Source organism: Agathobaculum ammoniilyticum, from assembly GCF_025567315.1.
GTDB classification, from domain to species: Bacteria; Bacillota; Clostridia; order Oscillospirales; family Butyricicoccaceae; genus Agathobaculum; species Agathobaculum ammoniilyticum.
In genome coordinates this window covers 59,655-75,814 of the sequence record NZ_JAOQJE010000014.1, presented here as the reverse complement: position 1 = coordinate 75,814, position 16,160 = coordinate 59,655, and the positions used below count along the sequence as shown (strand labels likewise).

The following is a 16,160-nucleotide window of genomic DNA, read 5'->3' as shown; positions in this document are numbered from 1 at the left end:
CCCGCCGATATGGGATGAACGTAAAAGTCGCGGCAAACGCGACGATAGAGGATATGATCGCCTGTTTATTGGAGGGAGTATAAGAATATGTTTGACCAAACCATCCGCCCCCGCCGCCTGCGCGCGTCGGATAACCTGCGCCGGCTGGTGCGCGAAACGCGCATTTCCCCCGAAAGCCTGATCTGGCCGGTGTTCGTGATCGAAGGGGAGGGCGTTTATGAGGAGATCCCATCCCTGCCCGGCCAGTACCACTATTCGCCCGACCAGCTTGGGCGCATGGTCGAGCGGGCGCACGCGCACGGCGTGTCCCGCGTCATCCTGTTCGGCCTGCCCGCGCATAAGGATGAGCGCGGCTCGTCCGCGTGGGATGAAAACGGCGTGGTCCAGCAGGGCATTCGCAAAATCAAGGCGCTCGCCCCTGAAATGTATATCGTCACCGACGTGTGCATGTGCGAGTATACCTCGCACGGGCATTGCGGCATCCTGTGCGGTCATGACGTGGACAATGACAAAACGCTCGAGGTATTGGCGAAAACAGCGGTCAGCCATGTGCGCGCGGGCGCGGACATGGTCGCGCCGAGCGACATGATGGACGGCCGCGTCGCGGCCATCCGCAGGGCGCTGGATGAGAACGGCTTTATCCATGTACCCATCATGTCCTATGCCGCCAAATACGCGTCGTCCTTTTACGGGCCGTTTCGGGAGGCGGCAGGCTCCGCGCCTGCGTTCGGCGACCGGCGCTCCTACCAGATGGACCCGCACAACGGCCGCGAGGCCATGCGCGAATGCGCGCTCGATGCGGCCGAGGGCGCGGATATCCTGATGATCAAGCCCGCCATGCCTTATCTCGACCTGATGTACCGGTGCAGGCAGCGGTTCGACCTGCCGGTTGCGGCGTATCAGGTGTCCGGCGAATACGCGATGATAAAAGCGGCGGCAAAGGCCGACCTGATCGACGAATACGGCGTGATGTGCGAGAGCGCGGTGTGCATCTACCGCGCGGGCGCGGACATCCTGATCACCTACTATGCGCCCGAGCTGGCGGACGCGATCCGGAAAGGGGATATCGGCTGATGACCAGATCGGAGGAATGGTTTGAACGCGCGCAAAAGGTGCTGCCCGGCGGGGTCAACTCGCCTGTGCGCGCGTTCCGCGCGGTGGGCGGCAGGCCGCGCTTTATCGTCAAGGGCCTGGGCAGTCACGTGCTGGACGAGGACGGGCTGGAATATATTGACTATGTCGGCTCCTGGGGGCCGATGGTGCTCGGCCACAGCCATCCGGATATTTTGAAAGCGGTGTACGACCGCATGGTGTGCGGACTGTCCTTCGGCGCGCCGACCGCCCTCGAGGTAGAGATGGCCGAAAAGATGATTGGGATGGTGCCGCACATCGAGATGGTGCGCATGGTCAACAGCGGCACCGAGGCGGTGATGAGCGCGGTGCGTCTGGCGCGCGGCGCGACTGGACGGGACAAGCTGATCAAGTTTGAGGGCTGCTACCACGGCCATTCAGACGCGATGCTGGTCGGCGCGGGCAGCGGCGCGCTCACGCAGGGCGAGCCGGATTCCAGGGGAGTCACGCGCGGCGCGGCGCAGGATACGCTGATGGCGCAGTACAACGACCTTGCCTCGGTCGAGCGCCTGCTGGATGCCAACCCGAATCAGGTCGCGGCGGTGATTGTCGAGCCGGTCGCGGCGAATATGGGCGTCGTCCCGCCGAAGGACGGCTTTTTGCAGGGACTGCGCCGCCTGTGCGACAAGCACGGCAGCCTGCTCATTTTTGACGAGGTCATCACCGGCTTCCGACTGGCGGCGGGCGGCGCGCAGGAATATTTTGGCGTGCGCGCCGACTTGGTTACGTTCGGCAAGATTATCGGCGGCGGCATGCCGGTCGGCGCATACGCGGGCAGCCGCGCGCTGATGGAGCAGGTCGCGCCCTGCGGGCCGGTGTATCAGGCGGGTACGCTGTCCGGCAATCCTGTCGCGATGGCGGCGGGGCTGGCGCAGCTTACGATATTGGCCGACCATCCCGAGGTGTACACGGTGATGGAGACCGGGGCACGGTATATCGCCAACCACCTGCGCGAGAGCGCGAAAAGGCATGGCGTGGCTCTGCAGGTCAACCAGATCGGTTCGCTGTTGTGTCCGTATTTTACAGAACAGCCGGTGGACTGCTTTGCCGCCGCTCAGGAAAGCAACACAAAATTATACGCAAAGTATTTTAATGAGATGTTATTGCGAGGGGTGTATCTTGCGCCCAGCCAGTTCGAAGCCATGTTCGTTTCCTCGGCGCACACACAGAACGACCTGGCCTGCACGGTGCAGGCGGTGGAGGAGAGTATTGCTGCGCTCGCATAGAGGGCTTCAAAAGCATCCTATACGAAAAGACGTTCCAACACTCCGGTTGCAAAGAGGTGTTTTATGTCCCGCACATTCTATATTGTCGGCGTGGGGATGGGCGCGCCGGACGGGCTGACCGGCGAAGCCCGACGCGTGCTTGACGCATCCGATACGGTGTTCGCTACCGCACGGCTGGCGGCGGTGTGCGGCCGCGCGGCGGTCTGTCCATTCGACCGGCTGGCGGCGCAGGCTGTTGCGGCGGGTGCGCAGACCGCTGCCGTGCTGGTGTCGGGCGACGTGGGCTTTTTCAGCGCAGCCGCACGGCTGCGCGGACAGCTTGCGCCGCACGGCACGGTGCAGCTGGTACCCGGCCTGTCCAGCCTGCAGTATTTCTGCGCAAAGCTGGGCGCGCCGTATGACAATGTGTGTGTGCGCAGCCTGCACGGCCGCGCGGGCAGCATCCTCGGCGCGGTGAGCTACCACAAAAGGACCTTTGTGCTTACGGGAGGCGCGCAGGCCGCGCCTATCGTGTGCCAGACGCTCGCGGACGCGGATCTGGGCGGCCTGACCGTACACCTGGGCGAAAACCTCGGCGCGGCGGACGAGCGCATCGAGACCGGCGCGGCGGCGGTGCTGGCGGGCAAGCCCTGCGGCGGCCTGGCCGTGCTGCTGATCGAGCATCCGGACGCGGCAAACGCCCGCGAGCCGGTGCGTGACGCGATGCTGGCACGCGGGGACGTACCCATGACCAAGGAGGAGGTGCGCTGGGTGTCCGTATCCAAGCTCGCGGTGCAGCCGCGCGACACCGTGTGGGACGTGGGCGCAGGCACGGGCGCGGTAACGCTTGAGCTGGCGCGGCGTGCGTCCGACGGGCTGGTGTATGCGGTCGAGCGGAGCGCGGACGCGGTAAAGCTGCTCGGGGAAAACCGCCGCAGGCTCGGCGGGTATAATGTGCGCATTATCGATGGCGCGGCGCCGGCGGCGCTCGAAGCCTTGCCCGCGCCTGACTGCGTGTTCGTCGGCGGGAGCGGCGGCGCGATGCGGTGCATTTTGCAAGCCGCAAAGCGTAAGAATCCAGCCGTGCGCGTGGCAGTCAACGCCATCGCGCTGGAAACGCTGCACGCGGCGCAGGCCGCGCTGGCGGAGCTGGGTTTCGCGGAGATCGAGGTCGTCCAGCTTGCCGCCGCGCGCGGCCGGGTGGTCGGACCGTATACCATGATGACTGCGAACAATCCGGTGTTTATCCTGTCGGGGAAAGGGGACGGCCATGCAGAGTAATGCGCCCCGCCTGCTGCTGGCGGGTACCGGCTCGGGCTGCGGCAAGACCACCGTGACCAGCGCGCTGCTGCGCGCGTTCCAGCGGCGCGGCGTGCCGCTCGCGGCCTTCAAGTGCGGGCCGGATTACATCGACCCCATGTTCCACACCGCCGCGCTCGGCGTGCCGAGCCGCAACCTCGACCTGTTTTTTGCAGAGGCGGCGGCGGTGCGTGGCCAGCTTGCGCGGCACACTCCGCCGGACGGGCTGGGAGTGATCGAGGGTGTCATGGGCTTTTATGACGGCGTGCTGGACGGATCGGGCGCGACCGACCGCGCCTCGGCGGCGCACCTCGCGCGCGCGACCGATACGCCCGCCGTGCTCATCGTGCGGCCGGGGGGGCAGTCGCTTTCCCTGGCCGCGGTGCTGCGGGGCTTTCGGGACTTTGCACCCAACACCCTGTGCGGCGTGCTGCTGAACGGGATATCACAGGCGATGTACCCGTTTTACAGGGCGGTTGCGGAGCAGGCGGGCCTGCGGGTCTATGGCTTTCTGCCGCCCGTGCCGGAAGCGGTGGTTCCGAGCCGCCATCTCGGTCTGCTGGCCGCGGACGAGGTCAGCGGGCTGCAAGGCAAGCTCGACCGCCTCGCGGACGCGGCCGAACAGGGGGTTGACCTCGACGGGCTGCTGGCCCTCGCGCGTTCTGCGCCGCCGCTCACTGGGGAAAGCGCGCGGCCTGTCCCAGCCGTGGATAGGCCGGTGCGCATCGCGGTCGCGCGCGACCGGGCGTTCTGCTTTTATTATGCGGAAAATCTGGACATCCTGCGCACGCTCGGTGCGGAGCTCATCGAATTCTCGCCGCTCACGGATGAAAAGCTGCCCCGGGCGGTCGACGGCCTGTACCTCGGCGGGGGTTACCCCGAGCTGCACGCGGCAAAGCTCGCCGCCAACTGCACCATGCGGGATAGCGTCCGCGCGGCGGTGCAGGGCGGCCTGCCCACGGTGGCGGAGTGCGGTGGCTTTTTGTACCTGCACCGCACGCTGAACGGATGTCCAATGGCCGGCGTGCTGGATGCGGACGCGCGCATGACGGAGAAGCTCCAGCCGTTCGGCTATGTGACTCTGACCGCCCAGCGGGACAACCTGCTGTGCTGCGCGGGGGAGAGCCTGCGCGCGCACGAGTTCCACTATGCGCAGTCGGACGATGCAGGGTACGCGTTCCGAGCGGAAAAGCCGAACGGCCGCGCGTGGGACTGCATCCATGCGTCGGAGACGCTGTACGCGGGCTTTCCGCATCTGTATTTCGGGGCGGCCGCCCCAGTCGCGGAAAATTTTGTGCGCAAATGTGCAGAATGGAGGGACAGGAGATGACGCTGGAACAAACAATCGCTTTGGTCAGGCCGCTGTGCGGGGAGAGCATGGACGCGGCGCGCCGCCGCTTTTCCGATATCGCTATGCCGCTCGGCAGCCTCGGGCTGCTGCAGGAGGCGGTGGTGCAGCTGGCGGGCATCCAGCGCACGGGTCGGCCAGAAATCGGCCGGCGCGCCGTGGTGGTGTTCTGCGCGGATAACGGCGTGGTCGCGGAGGGCGTGACCCAGTGCGGGCAGGAGGTCACGGCCGTGGTGGCCGAAAACATGGGGCGCGGGCAGTCCACCGTCTGCCTGATGGCGCGGCGGATCGGCATGGATGCGTTTCCCGTCGATATCGGCGTGGCGCGCGATGTGCAGGGCGACCGCATCCTGCGGCGCAAGGTGCGGTACGGCACGGCGGACCTGCTGGAACAGCCCGCCATGACGCGGGAGGAGGCGGTGCGCGCGGTGGAGACCGGCATCAGCCTGGCGGAGCAGTGCGCGGCGGACGGATACCGCCTGCTGTGCGGCGGTGAAATGGGCATCGGCAATACCACGACCAGCGCGGCCGTGACCGCCGCGCTCACCGGTGCGGATGTGTATACGGTCACCGGACGTGGCGCGGGTCTGTCCTCTGCGGGCCTGTCGCGCAAGGTGTGCGTGATCCAGACCGCGCTCGCCCTGCACCGGCCGGATCCGGACGACCCGATGGACGTGCTGCACAAGGTCGGCGGGCTGGATATCGCGGGGCTGGCGGGGCTGTACCTCGGCGCGGCGGCCTGCGGCCTGCCCGCTGTGCTGGACGGTGTGATTTCGTGTGCGGCGGCGCTGCTCGCCGTGCGGCTGTGTCCCGCGGCGGGCGATTACCTGATCGCAGCGCACCGGCCGGAGGAGCCGGCGGGAAAGCTCCTGCTGGAGCGGCTGGGGAAAACGCCGATGATCGCGGCCGGCCTGCGGCTGGGCGAGGGGACGGGTGCGGTCGCAGCGGTCAGCCTGCTCGACCTGACGCTGGCGGCGTACGATGGCATGGTCAGCTTCGCGGAAACCGGCATCGAAGCCTATACGCCGCAGGCATGAGGGCGGCGGGCTGGTCCATCCGGCAGGGAGAAAGGAGCGTTTTTATGCTGATATTGGTCACCGGCGGCGCGGCGAGCGGCAAATCCGCACACGCGGAGCGGCTGCTGTGCGCGTCCGCGGCGGGCGCGCGCTTATATCTGGCGACCATGCAGCCGTTTGGCGCGGCGGCGGAGACGCGTATCGCCCGTCACCGCGCCCTGCGGCGGGACAAGGGCTTTGAAACGGTCGAACGCCCGCTCGGCCTCGCGGGGCTGGAGCTGCCCCGGCGGTACGACGGCATCCTGCTTGAGGACCTGGGCAACCTGCTCGCTAACGAGCTGTTCGATCCCGCGGGCGCGGGCGAGGCAGCGTTCGGCAGCACCCTTGCAGGCATCGCGCGCCTGCAAGACTGCTGCGAAACGCTGGTCGTCGTATCGAACGAGGTGTTTTCAGACGGGCTGGCCTACCCGCCCGAGACCGCGGCCTATATCCGCACGCTCGGGCGGCTGCACGCCGCGCTTGCCGCGCGTGCGGACGCGGTATACGAATCGGTCTGCGGCATCCTGCTGCCGCTGAAAGGGGAGAAAGGGATTTGAAAAGCGCCTGGAGCGGCCTGCTGGTCGCGTTTTCGCTGTATTCCGCCGTACCCGTGCCGCAGGTGCGGTGGGAAAAACGGACCATGCGCTGGGCGCTGTCCTTTCTGCCGCTTGTCGGCGTGCTGATCGGCGTGCTGGAGGGGGTATGGCATGCGTTCTGTACGCGATACGGCGCGGCGGGACTGTTTTACGCGGTGGGCGCGGCGCTTATTCCGCTTGCAGTGTCAGGCGGCATCCATCTGGACGGGCTGTGCGATACCTGCGACGCGCTCTGCTCCTACGGCGACCGCGAAAAGCGGCTGGCGATCTTGAAGGACCCGCATGTGGGCGCGTTCGGGCCGCTGTGGCTGACGGCGTTCCTGCTGGCCGAGACCGCGTGCTTCGCGCAGATCTATCAAACGCCGCAGTTTTTGCCGGTGGTATTTGTTGGGTTTGCCGTGGCGCGTACCGACGGGGGACGCAAGATCGTGACCATACCCTGCGCCAAAGATACCGGCCTTGCGCATATCTTTGCGGAAAACAGCGATAAAAAGGCGGTCGATATGACGCTTAAGCTGGAGGAAGCAGCGCTGGAGGTGCTGCTGCTGGTGTGGCTGTATTGTACAGGGAACGGCATATTCGCTATGCACTATTTGGTGCTGATCGGACTGTGGTATATACTGCATAGCCGTTTGACAGTGCATGTTTTCGGCGGCATCACAGGCGATCTTGCCGGTTTTTATATTTCACTTGCGGAGCTGCTGGCGCTGGTGTGCGCCGCGTTTGGAGGGATGGTGCTGTGACGGTTTTACTCATCGGCGGCGCGCATCAGGGAAAGGCCGCGCTGGCCGCGCGGCTGTATCCGAACCTGCCGTTGGTCACCGGCCTGCACGTGCGCGTGCGGGACGAGCTGGACGCGGGACGCGACCCCATGGCGCTGCTCGGCGGGCTGCGCGGCTGCGCCGTAACCTGCGACGAGGTTGGCTGCGGCATCGTGCCGATGGACCGCGCGGACGAAACCTGGCGCGAGGCGGCCGGCCGGCTGTGCTGCGCGCTCGCGGCGGAGGCGGACGCGGTTGTGCGCGTGACCGCGGGCCTGCCGCAATATATTAAAGGAGAGAGACCATGTATTTGACCTGCGCCGTGCTGCTCGGCTTCGTGCTCGATTGGGTGCTGGGCGACCCGAACAGCGCCCTGCATCCCGTGTGTCTGATTGGGCGGCTGATTACGCGGTGCGAGCGCGTGCTGCGGCGGGTGTTCCCCAAAACGCCGCGCGGCGAGACCGTAGCGGGCGTGCTGCTGTGGCTCGTGGTGTGCGGGGTGAGCTTTGCCGCGCCGCTCTTCCTGCTGCGCTGGCTGCGGGGTGTACACTTCTGGCTGGGCTTCGGCGCGGAGACGCTGCTCTGCTGGCTGATTTTTGCGCGCAAAAGCCTGGCGGACGCGGGGCGGCACGTTTATACCGCGCTCGATGCCTCGCTGGACGAGGGGCGCAAGGCGGTCGCTATGTATGTCGGCCGCGACACCGGCGCGCTCGATCGGGAGGGCGTCATCAAGGCTGCGGTCGAGACCATCGCGGAAAACACCACCGACGGCGTGGTTGCGCCGCTGGCCTATATGCTGCTCGGCGGCGCGCCGCTCGGCCTGCTGTATAAGGCAGTGAACACGCTGGACTCCATGGTCGGCTACCACAGCGACCAATACGAGTATCTGGGCAAGTTTTCCGCCCGCATGGACGATATATTCAATTTTATCCCTGCGCGGCTGGCGGCAGTATGCCTGATCGCGGGTACGGGCATGCTCGGCATGGACAACCGCAACGCGCTGCGCATCTTCCGTCGCGACCGGAACCACCACAAAAGCCCGAACGCCGGACAGACCGAGGCGGCCTGCGCGGGCGCGCTGCATATCCGGCTGGGCGGGGACGCGAGCTATTTTGGCAAAACGGTCAAAAAGGCGGCGTTCGGCGATCCGGATAAGGAGATAAGCCGCAGCGATATCCTGCGCGCGGCGGATCTGATGACAGCGGCGTCAGCACTGGCGCTGACGCTTGGAGCAGCGGTGCGGCTGACCACCGGCTGGCCGCCGTTCGGATAAGGGAAAGGAGGCTGACGATGCCGGAATATGTACACGGCGGTGATGTGTATTCCTATGCCGAGCGGTACGGCGGCGAACCGCTTGACCTGTCCGCGAATATCAGCTCGTTCGGCATTCCGGAGCGGGTCAGGCAGGCGATGCACAGGGCGATAGAGGACTGCGCGCGCTACCCCGACCCGTTCTGCCGCGCGGCGCGGCGCGCCATCGGCGCGGCCGAGGCCGTCCCCGACGGCTTCCTGTACTGCGGCAATGGCGCGGCGGACGTGCTCGACCGCTTGGCGGCGGCGCTGCGCCCCCGCAGGGCGCTGCTCACCGCGCCGGCGTTCGCCGAGTATGAGCGCACGCTCGCGGGCGCGGATATCCGCTTCCATTATCTGCGTGAAGACGAGGGCTTTGCGGTCACGGAGCGCATTTTATCCGATATCACGCCCGAAACCGACGTGGTCTACCTGTGCAACCCCAATAACCCGACCGGCCGCACGGTCGAGCCGGCTCTGCTGCGCGCCGTCGCGGCGCGGTGCGCGGACGCCGGCGCGCGCCTGATCGTGGACGAGTGCTTTGTAGACTTCCTGCAGGACGCGGCGCGGCACACGCTGAAAGGTCTGCTGGCGGGCAGCCCGCATCTGATTCTGCTGCGGGCGTATACCAAGCTGTTCGCGGTGCCGGGCGTGCGCTTCGGCTGGTGTATGACTGCGGACGTTGGTCTGATCGAAGCGCTGTATCGTGCGGGACAGCCGTGGAACGTATCGGTGGTCGCGCAGGCGTGTGCCGCGGCTGCGGCGGGCGAACGGGAATGGGCCGCGCGGGTCGCGGCGCGCATCGCGGAGGAACGCGCGCGGCTCTCCGGCGGGCTTGCGGCGCGCGGGCTGGCCGTCTGCCCGGGCGAAGCGAACTTCCTGTTGTTCCGGTCAGGGGACGCGGCGCTGCACGAAAAGCTCGCGGCGCGCGGCGTTTTGATCCGGAACTGCGCCAATTACCGCGGCCTGGGCGCGGGCTATTACCGCACGGCGGTCAGGAGCGGGGACGATACCGCGCGCCTGTTCGCCGCGCTGGACGCAATACGAAAGGAGGGGTGCTGATGGCAAGGTGCATCATGGTGCAGGGGACCTGCTCGAACGCGGGTAAAAGCCTGCTGTGCGCGGCGCTGTGCCGCATCTTCCGGCAGGACGGGTACCGCGTCGCGCCGTTCAAATCGCAGAACATGGCGCTCAACTCCTTTATCACCGCAGGTGGGAAAGAGATGGGCCGCGCGCAGGTTGTGCAGGCCGAGGCGGCGGGTATCCCGCCCGATGTGCGGATGAACCCCATCCTGCTCAAGCCGACGAGCGACACCGGCTCGCAGGTGGTCGTCATGGGGGAGGCGTGCGGCAACCGCACGGCGCGCGAGTACTGGGGCGGAAAAAAGGCGCTGCTTCCGATCGTCAGGGACGCTTACGACAGCTTGGCGGCGGAGTACGATATCATTGTGATCGAGGGCGCGGGCAGTCCGGCGGAGATCAACCTCAAGCAGGACGACATCGTCAACATGGGGCTGGCGAAGCTGGTGGACGCGCCGGTGCTGCTGGTGGGCGACATCGACCGCGGCGGCGTGTTCGCGTCGCTGTACGGCACGGTGGCGTTGCTTGAAGCGGAGGAACAGGCGCGCGTCAGGGGCCTGATCGTCAACAAATTTCGGGGCGACGTAGAGCTCCTGCGCCCGGGCCTGACACAACTGGAACGGCTGACCGGCAAGCCGGTCGTCGGCGTGGTACCCTATGGCCGGTTCGACATCGACGATGAGGACAGCCTTTCCGCGCGGCTGGACGCGTGCGGCGCGCCCGCGCTCGTGGATATCGCGGTCGTGCGGCTGCCAAGGCTGTCCAACTTTACGGATTTCTCCCCGCTCGAACGGATTGAGGGAGTGGGTGTGCGCTATGCCGGCGCGCCGGAGCAGCTCGAGGGCGCGGACCTGATCCTGCTGCCCGGCACCAAATCCACGCTCGCGGACCTGAAATGGCTGCGTGAAAGCGGCATGGAAGCCCAGCTTCTCAAATGGCACGCGGCGGGCGTGCCGGTGTTCGGCGTGTGCGGCGGCTATCAGATGATGGGGCGCGCCGTATCCGATCCGGAAAACACCGAGGGCGGCGGAGTCATGCGTGGCTTGGGGCTGCTGCCGGTGGAAACCGTGTTCCGTCCGGTCAAGACCACGGCGCAGGCAAGCGGCGCGTTCGGTACGGTCGGGGGCGTGCTGCGCGGCTTATCGGGCGCGGGCGCGTCCGGTTATGAGATCCATATGGGCGAAACCGCGCTGGACGCGGGCGCCCTGCCGCTGATCCGGCTGACGCGCGCGGACGGAACGTCGTTCTGGGACGGGTGCCAGGCGGACAGCGCTTACGGCACCTATCTGCACGGCCTGTTCGACATGCCGGACGCGGCGCAGGCGCTGGTGCAGGCGCTGGCCGCGCGCAGGGGCGTGACGCTGGCAGACACGGCTTGCGACACGGCGCGATATAAGGAAAGACAGTACGACCTGCTGGCGGATACCGTGCGGCGGGCGCTGGATATGGGGTATATTTACCGGATACTGGAGGGAAACGGATGAAAGGGCTGATTCATTTGTATTGCGGCGAAGGGAAAGGAAAAACGACCGCCGCGGTCGGGCTGGCTGTGCGGTGCGCGGGGCATGGCGGCAGGGTGGTGTTCGCGCAGTTTTTGAAGGACGGGACGTCGGGCGAGTGCCGCGCGCTGGCGGGGCTGAAAAACGTGACCGTGCTGGCGGCCAATCCGGTGGGTAAGTTCTCCTTCCAGATGACGGAGGAGGAGAAGCGCCGGACCGCCGACGCGGTATCCCGCATGTTTGAGGCGGCGGCGGGCTTTGCCGTGCGCGAGGGCGCGCGCCTGCTCGTGCTGGACGAGGTGTGCGCGGCAGTATCCTGCGGCTTCCTGGAGGAGCGGGCAGTGCTGGCGTTCCTGGACGGACGGCCGGAAACATTAGAGGTGGTGATGACTGGCCGCGGCCCCTCGGAAGCGCTGTGCGCGCGCGCCGATTATATCACGGAAATGGCCGCCCGCCGCCATCCGTTCGACCGCGGCGTGGCCGCGCGGGAGGGGATCGAATTTTGAATGGACACATGCGGCCGCAGGATATCGAAAAACGCTCCTTTGCCATTATCACGGCCGAGCTGGGGGAGCGGACGTTTCCGGATGGGGAGTCCGAAGTGGTCAAGCGGGTCATCCACACAACGGCGGATTTCGACTACGCGGACAGCCTCGCTTTTTCGCCCGGCGCGGTCGGACAGGCCAGGGAAGCGCTGGCTTCGGGCGCGACCGTCGTGACCGATACGAATATGGCGCTGGCGGGCGTGAATAAGGGCGCTCTGCAGGCGCTCGGCGGGCGGGCGGTCTGCTATATGGCGGATGGGGCCGTGGCGCGCGCGGCAGGGGCGCGCGGCGTGACGCGCGCGGCGGTTTCGATGGAGTATGCCGCGCTGCTGGACGGCCCGCTCATTTTCGCCGTTGGGAACGCGCCGACAGCGCTGATCCGGCTGCACGAGCTGATCGCGGAGGGGGCGGTGTCGCCCGCGCTTGTGATTGGCGTGCCGGTCGGTTTTGTCAACGTGGTCGAGGCAAAGGAGCTTTTTATCGGCGGGCAGACGCCGTATATCATCGCGCGGGGAAGGAAGGGCGGCTCGAACGTCGCGGCGGCCATCGTCAACGCGCTGCTGTACCAGTTGATTGAACGGGAGGGATTTTAAATATGGGAAAAAAAGCGCTGGTGGTCGTCAGCTTCGGCACGGCCTGGCCGGAGGCGCGCCGTGCGATTGAAAAGCTGGAGGAGCGGCTGCGGTGCGCGTTCCCGACGCATGATTTTTACCGGTCGTTTACCTCGGAGATGGTAGCGCGCAGGATCGAGCGGGAGGAGGGTGTGCATATCCCGCAGCCGGAGGAGCTGCTGGAGCGGCTCGCGGCGGCGGGCTACGATGAGGTGCGGTGCCAAAGCCTGCATGTCATTTTCGGACAGGAGTATGAAAAGATGCTGCGCCAACTTCGGCCGTTCTGCGGCCGTTTTGAGAAGCTGTTGGCGGGCGACCCACTGCTGTGGGGGACGGGCGACTATCTGCGCCTGACCGAAGCCCTGCTCGCCCGCATGCCCCGGCTCGACAGGGACGAGGCCTATCTCTTTATGGGGCATGGCTCTGCGCATCCGGCAAACGCGGCGTACGCGCTGGTGGAAAACACGTTCCGCTACCACGGCGCGGAGCGTGTGTATGTCGGCACGGTCGAGGGATTCCCGCATCTTGACTATGTGCTGTCCCGCCTGCACCAGCGCGAGATCGCGCAGGTTCACCTTGCGCCGCTGATGATCGTTGCAGGCGACCATGCGCACAACGACCTGGCGGGGGAGGGAGAGGATAGTTGGAAGAGCCGCCTGGAGAGCGAGGGCTATCAGGTGCAGACCCATCTGTATGGCCTGGGCGAATTGGGCGCGGTAGGGGATATCTTTGTCGACCACTGCAGGCGCGCTGCGGCGCTGTAATGACTGACAGCAGAGGGAGGAAAGACCGAAACGGTCTTTCCTCCCTCTTTTTTGCGCCCTGTTTTCCGCCCCACAGGGATAAAATACGCAAAAATACTATTCCCCCTCTTATTTTCCGGCAAAGCCTGCAAATTGTTTGGGATATACTGGAAAAACAAGGGAGGCATAACGAAAATGGACAAGCAGAAAACAAAAAGAGCGGCGCCGCAGCTCATCGGGCGCGCCGCGGCGCGGGCGGCGCAGCTTTGGAACGAGGAGCACCTGCATACGCTGTTGACTGGCGTGCAGCGGTTTGTGCTGTGCGCGGTGCTGACGCGCGGCGCGGTGCTCGGAGGTTATGCCCCTTTTGGTTTGGCGATGGCCTCCGCTCTGATGGCGCGTGGGGCGGGGCTGAGCGCGATCGGCGGCATGTTTTTCGGCGCGATGCTGCTCGGCGGCGGGATCAAAAGCGGGCTGTATGCCGCCGCGGCCCTGCTCGTGCTATGTGTGATGAGCGTGTGCGCGGGGCTGCGTGTCATGGAGCGGAGGTGGTTTGCGCCCACGGTAGCAACTCTGTCCGGAGCGGCGTGTACCTTTGTGTTCCTGCCCGCGGGCGCGGCGCTCGACACGGCGGCGCTCCTGACCTTTATCGCCGTTCAGGGGCTGACCTTCGCTGCCTGCTGGATCTATGGCGGGGCGCTTGCCCCGCCGCGTGAGGAGAACGACTGGAAACGGCCGGCCACCCTGCTGGCGGTAACGGCAACCGTCCTGCTGTCACTTTCCGATCTGACGGTGTTCGGGCTGTTCGCGCCCGCGCGGGTCGTGGCGCTGCTGCTGGCGCTGGCTGCGGCTTACCTCGGCGGGTCCACAACGGGCGCGGCGGCGGGCGTGGCGTTTGGCGCGGCCATGGATCTCGCGGTCGGGTACGGTGCGCTGTTCACCTGCTGCTACGGTCTGTGCGCACTGATTGCCGGTCTGTTCCGCGACCAGGGGCGGCTGTGGTTCGCGGTCTGCGCGCTCGCCTCCGGCGTCTGTGCGGCGATGCTGGGCGTGGAACATGCGCTGTTTATCCCGCTGGTCATCGAGCAGGTCTGCTCGGTGGGGCTGTTCGCCGCAATGCCGCCGCTGGTGTGGAACGCGCTCCGGCAGACGCTCCTGCCCGACACGCTGATGGGAGAATCCGCGCGGCAGCAGGTGCGGCAGACCGCGGGCAAGTGCGCGACCGAGGCCGCGCAGGCGTTTTACGAAATGTATCTGGCCATGCTCAACGGCGTGACCGAGGGGAAGGCGGCGGGGGATCAGAATGTACGGGCGGTATTCGACCGCGCGAGCGATAGGGTGTGCAAAAACTGCGTCCTCTGCTCGCAGTGCTGGCAGCGGGACTATGTGACCACGCTTTCCGCGCTCAACGACGTGACTCAGCCCATGCTCAAGCGGGGCAGGGCCGAGCTGTCCGACTTCCCGTACCATTTTGCGTCGCGCTGCGTGCATTTGCCCGAGCTGATGCGCGCGATCAACAGCGCGCTGTTTGCGCTCCGCGAGCGCCAGAGCCTTCGGCGGCAGCAGGAGGAAAACCAAAGCCTGCTGGCCCGGCAGTACGCGGGCATTACGGATATCCTCCGTCAGCTTGGCGCGGAGGCGACGCGGGACGTTGCCGCGCAGCCGGTGATGGAGAAGCAGGTGCGCCGGTACGCAGCCGCGTTCGGATGGATCGAGCGGGTCTGTGTGGTGCGGGACGCGCAAGGTAGGCTGGTGGTGGAGCTGTACGGCGATGGTATTCGGGATGTGCTGGAGCAGGGCGAGGGGTTTTCCGCGGGTCTGTCCGCGCTGCTGGGCGTCGGGCTGACAAAGCCCAAACGGCTGGAGGACGAGCTGGGGCCGCATCTGGTGCTGCGTGAGCGCGCGCCGTTCCGCGCGGTCGTCGGTATCGGGCGGCAGCAAAAGGAGGACGCGGCGGTTTCCGGAGACAGCGGATGCTATTTCCTGACCGACGCGGGCGTGGCCTGCCTGCTGCTCGCGGACGGGATGGGCTCGGGCGCGGCCGCGGCGCAGGACAGCCGGATGCTGGTCACCTCGATGGAGCGGTTCCTGCGTGCGGGGATCACGCCGGCGGACGCGCTGAAAGCGGTGTCGCCCGCGCTGCGGCTGCGGTCGGATGGGACGCGGTTTGTCACGCTTGACGTGCTGACCGTCGACCTGTTCAGCGGAAAGGCGGAAAGTCTCAAATGCGGGGCCGCGCCCTCCTATCTGCGCGCGGGCGGTCAGTGGACCATGCTTTCCGGCAAGGCGCTGCCTGTCGGCCTGGCGGAAGAGGACGCGCTGGGCGAGCCGGTGCCGCTGCGCCTGGGACATGGCGACCTGTACATCATGCTGTCCGACGGGATTTCGGATGGTCTGGACGACGGCTGGGTACGCGAGCTGCTGGTCCGACATGCGGGGGAAAGCCCGAAAGAACTGGCAGCCCGCCTGGTGACCGAAGCGAAAGGGCGCGGGCATGACGACGACCGGACCGCGCTGGTGATGCGCATAGAACGGCTGTGAGGTAAAAGCGGGCGCAGCTGTAAAAATACGGCGGGATATGGTTAAATCCCTCCCTTTTGGGCATACTTGCTGCAAAAGGGAGGGATTTACCATGGTCAAGGGCGTGAGCCGGCGCGTGGTGGTCGTGCAGCCGGATGCGCACGGCTTATTCGAACAGGCGATTTTTCTGGTGCGGGATTACACGGTTCCGCGCGGCGATGTGGTGCGCGAAGCGTGCAGGATTGCAAACGGGTATGTGGCGGGACGTTCCGCGCGGTACAAACGGCGTTTTGCGTTCTGGCAGATCGCCTGCGCTTTTGCAGCGGGCTGCATGCTTGCGAGCGCGGCCTGGTCGGTGATTTGGCTGCTGGCTTGACAAATCGGTCAAAACTGCTGGAAAATACGCCGGATTATTGTATATTTTTACGGTAGACAATAGATAGCATAAAGATTATATTAATAATAGATATTAAAAGA

General features: G+C 66.1%; 16 protein-coding genes. All 16 read left to right on the top strand.

Annotated elements, in window-relative coordinates:
• Positions 1–87 precede the first annotated feature (87 nt).
• The 16 genes from hemB to OCV66_RS13140 all read left to right on the top strand — a co-directional run bounded on the left by hemB (position 88) and on the right by OCV66_RS13140 (position 16,059).
• On the top strand, positions 88–1,074 hold the full coding sequence (gene hemB, locus OCV66_RS13215; protein WP_054326992.1) for a porphobilinogen synthase: 987 nt from the start codon (positions 88–90) through the stop codon (positions 1,072–1,074).
• The gene (gene hemL / locus OCV66_RS13210; protein ID WP_107631601.1) at positions 1,074–2,357 is read left to right on the top strand and encodes a glutamate-1-semialdehyde 2,1-aminomutase; all 1,284 of its coding nucleotides are present in this window, start codon (positions 1,074–1,076) and stop codon (positions 2,355–2,357) included. The genes hemB and hemL overlap by 1 nt, the downstream gene beginning before the upstream one ends.
• 63 nt (positions 2,358–2,420) lie before the next feature.
• Positions 2,421–3,617, top strand: coding sequence for a precorrin-6Y C5,15-methyltransferase (decarboxylating) subunit CbiT (gene cbiT, locus OCV66_RS13205; protein WP_107631602.1), 1,197 nt, complete (start codon positions 2,421–2,423; stop codon positions 3,615–3,617).
• Positions 3,607–4,965, top strand: a complete 1,359-nt coding sequence (locus OCV66_RS13200) for a cobyrinate a,c-diamide synthase (protein WP_147574499.1) — start codon at positions 3,607–3,609, stop codon at positions 4,963–4,965. The genes cbiT and OCV66_RS13200 overlap by 11 nt, the downstream gene beginning before the upstream one ends.
• A complete protein-coding gene (gene cobT, locus OCV66_RS13195) occupies positions 4,962–6,020 on the top strand; it encodes a nicotinate-nucleotide--dimethylbenzimidazole phosphoribosyltransferase (RefSeq protein WP_147574498.1) in 1,059 nt (352 codons plus the stop codon). The genes OCV66_RS13200 and cobT overlap by 4 nt, the downstream gene beginning before the upstream one ends.
• Before the next feature lie 44 nt (positions 6,021–6,064).
• The gene (locus OCV66_RS13190) at positions 6,065–6,595 is read left to right on the top strand and encodes a bifunctional adenosylcobinamide kinase/adenosylcobinamide-phosphate guanylyltransferase (protein ID WP_054326989.1); all 531 of its coding nucleotides are present in this window, start codon (positions 6,065–6,067) and stop codon (positions 6,593–6,595) included.
• Complete coding sequence (locus OCV66_RS13185) at positions 6,592–7,377, top strand: adenosylcobinamide-GDP ribazoletransferase (protein WP_054326988.1); 786 nt, start codon at positions 6,592–6,594, stop codon at positions 7,375–7,377. The genes OCV66_RS13190 and OCV66_RS13185 overlap by 4 nt, the downstream gene beginning before the upstream one ends.
• Positions 7,374–7,709, top strand: coding sequence for a bifunctional adenosylcobinamide kinase/adenosylcobinamide-phosphate guanylyltransferase (locus OCV66_RS13180; protein ID WP_054326987.1), 336 nt, complete (start codon positions 7,374–7,376; stop codon positions 7,707–7,709). Before OCV66_RS13185 ends, OCV66_RS13180 begins: the two co-directional genes overlap by 4 nt.
• Entirely contained in the window at positions 7,700–8,668 is a 969-nt protein-coding gene (gene cbiB / locus OCV66_RS13175; protein ID WP_054326986.1) for an adenosylcobinamide-phosphate synthase CbiB, read from the top strand. The genes OCV66_RS13180 and cbiB overlap by 10 nt, the downstream gene beginning before the upstream one ends.
• Positions 8,669–8,685: 17 nt before the next feature.
• Positions 8,686–9,747: a pyridoxal phosphate-dependent aminotransferase gene (locus OCV66_RS13170; protein WP_054326985.1), complete on the top strand. Its 1,062-nt coding sequence runs from the start codon at positions 8,686–8,688 to the stop codon at positions 9,745–9,747.
• On the top strand, positions 9,747–11,249 hold the full coding sequence (locus OCV66_RS13165) for a cobyric acid synthase (RefSeq protein ID WP_054326984.1): 1,503 nt from the start codon (positions 9,747–9,749) through the stop codon (positions 11,247–11,249). Before OCV66_RS13170 ends, OCV66_RS13165 begins: the two co-directional genes overlap by 1 nt.
• Entirely contained in the window at positions 11,246–11,770 is a 525-nt protein-coding gene (locus OCV66_RS13160) for a cob(I)yrinic acid a,c-diamide adenosyltransferase (RefSeq protein WP_054326983.1), read from the top strand. The genes OCV66_RS13165 and OCV66_RS13160 overlap by 4 nt, the downstream gene beginning before the upstream one ends.
• Before the next feature lie 8 nt (positions 11,771–11,778).
• The gene (locus tag OCV66_RS13155) at positions 11,779–12,402 is read left to right on the top strand and encodes a precorrin-8X methylmutase (protein WP_107631608.1); all 624 of its coding nucleotides are present in this window, start codon (positions 11,779–11,781) and stop codon (positions 12,400–12,402) included.
• A gap of 2 nt (positions 12,403–12,404) precedes the next feature.
• Entirely contained in the window at positions 12,405–13,184 is a 780-nt protein-coding gene (locus OCV66_RS13150; RefSeq protein WP_054326982.1) for a sirohydrochlorin cobaltochelatase, read from the top strand.
• A gap of 174 nt (positions 13,185–13,358) precedes the next feature.
• On the top strand, positions 13,359–15,704 hold the full coding sequence (locus OCV66_RS13145; protein ID WP_107631610.1) for a SpoIIE family protein phosphatase: 2,346 nt from the start codon (positions 13,359–13,361) through the stop codon (positions 15,702–15,704).
• A gap of 91 nt (positions 15,705–15,795) precedes the next feature.
• Positions 15,796–16,059: a hypothetical protein gene (locus tag OCV66_RS13140; RefSeq protein ID WP_107631611.1), complete on the top strand. Its 264-nt coding sequence runs from the start codon at positions 15,796–15,798 to the stop codon at positions 16,057–16,059.
• The last annotated feature ends 101 nt before the right edge of the window (positions 16,060–16,160 follow it).

Excerpts from the sequence above, each read along its gene's own strand:
- hemB (WP_054326992.1), top strand. The coding sequence starts at position 88 with ATGTTTGACCAAACCATCCGCCCCCGCCGCCTGCGCGCGTCGGATAAC.
- hemL (WP_107631601.1), top strand. The coding sequence starts at position 1,074 with ATGACCAGATCGGAGGAATGGTTTGAACGCGCGCAAAAGGTGCTGCCC.
- cbiT (WP_107631602.1), top strand. The coding sequence starts at position 2,421 with ATGTCCCGCACATTCTATATTGTCGGCGTGGGGATGGGCGCGCCGGAC.
- OCV66_RS13200 (WP_147574499.1), top strand. The coding sequence starts at position 3,607 with ATGCAGAGTAATGCGCCCCGCCTGCTGCTGGCGGGTACCGGCTCGGGC.
- cobT (WP_147574498.1), top strand. The coding sequence starts at position 4,962 with ATGACGCTGGAACAAACAATCGCTTTGGTCAGGCCGCTGTGCGGGGAG.
- OCV66_RS13190 (WP_054326989.1), top strand. The coding sequence starts at position 6,065 with ATGCTGATATTGGTCACCGGCGGCGCGGCGAGCGGCAAATCCGCACAC.
- cbiB (WP_054326986.1), top strand. The coding sequence starts at position 7,700 with ATGTATTTGACCTGCGCCGTGCTGCTCGGCTTCGTGCTCGATTGGGTG.
- OCV66_RS13170 (WP_054326985.1), top strand. The coding sequence starts at position 8,686 with ATGCCGGAATATGTACACGGCGGTGATGTGTATTCCTATGCCGAGCGG.
- OCV66_RS13165 (WP_054326984.1), top strand. The coding sequence starts at position 9,747 with ATGGCAAGGTGCATCATGGTGCAGGGGACCTGCTCGAACGCGGGTAAA.
- OCV66_RS13160 (WP_054326983.1), top strand. The coding sequence starts at position 11,246 with ATGAAAGGGCTGATTCATTTGTATTGCGGCGAAGGGAAAGGAAAAACG.
- OCV66_RS13155 (WP_107631608.1), top strand. The coding sequence starts at position 11,779 with ATGCGGCCGCAGGATATCGAAAAACGCTCCTTTGCCATTATCACGGCC.
- OCV66_RS13150 (WP_054326982.1), top strand. The coding sequence starts at position 12,405 with ATGGGAAAAAAAGCGCTGGTGGTCGTCAGCTTCGGCACGGCCTGGCCG.
- OCV66_RS13145 (WP_107631610.1), top strand. The coding sequence starts at position 13,359 with ATGGACAAGCAGAAAACAAAAAGAGCGGCGCCGCAGCTCATCGGGCGC.
- OCV66_RS13140 (WP_107631611.1), top strand. The coding sequence starts at position 15,796 with ATGGTCAAGGGCGTGAGCCGGCGCGTGGTGGTCGTGCAGCCGGATGCG.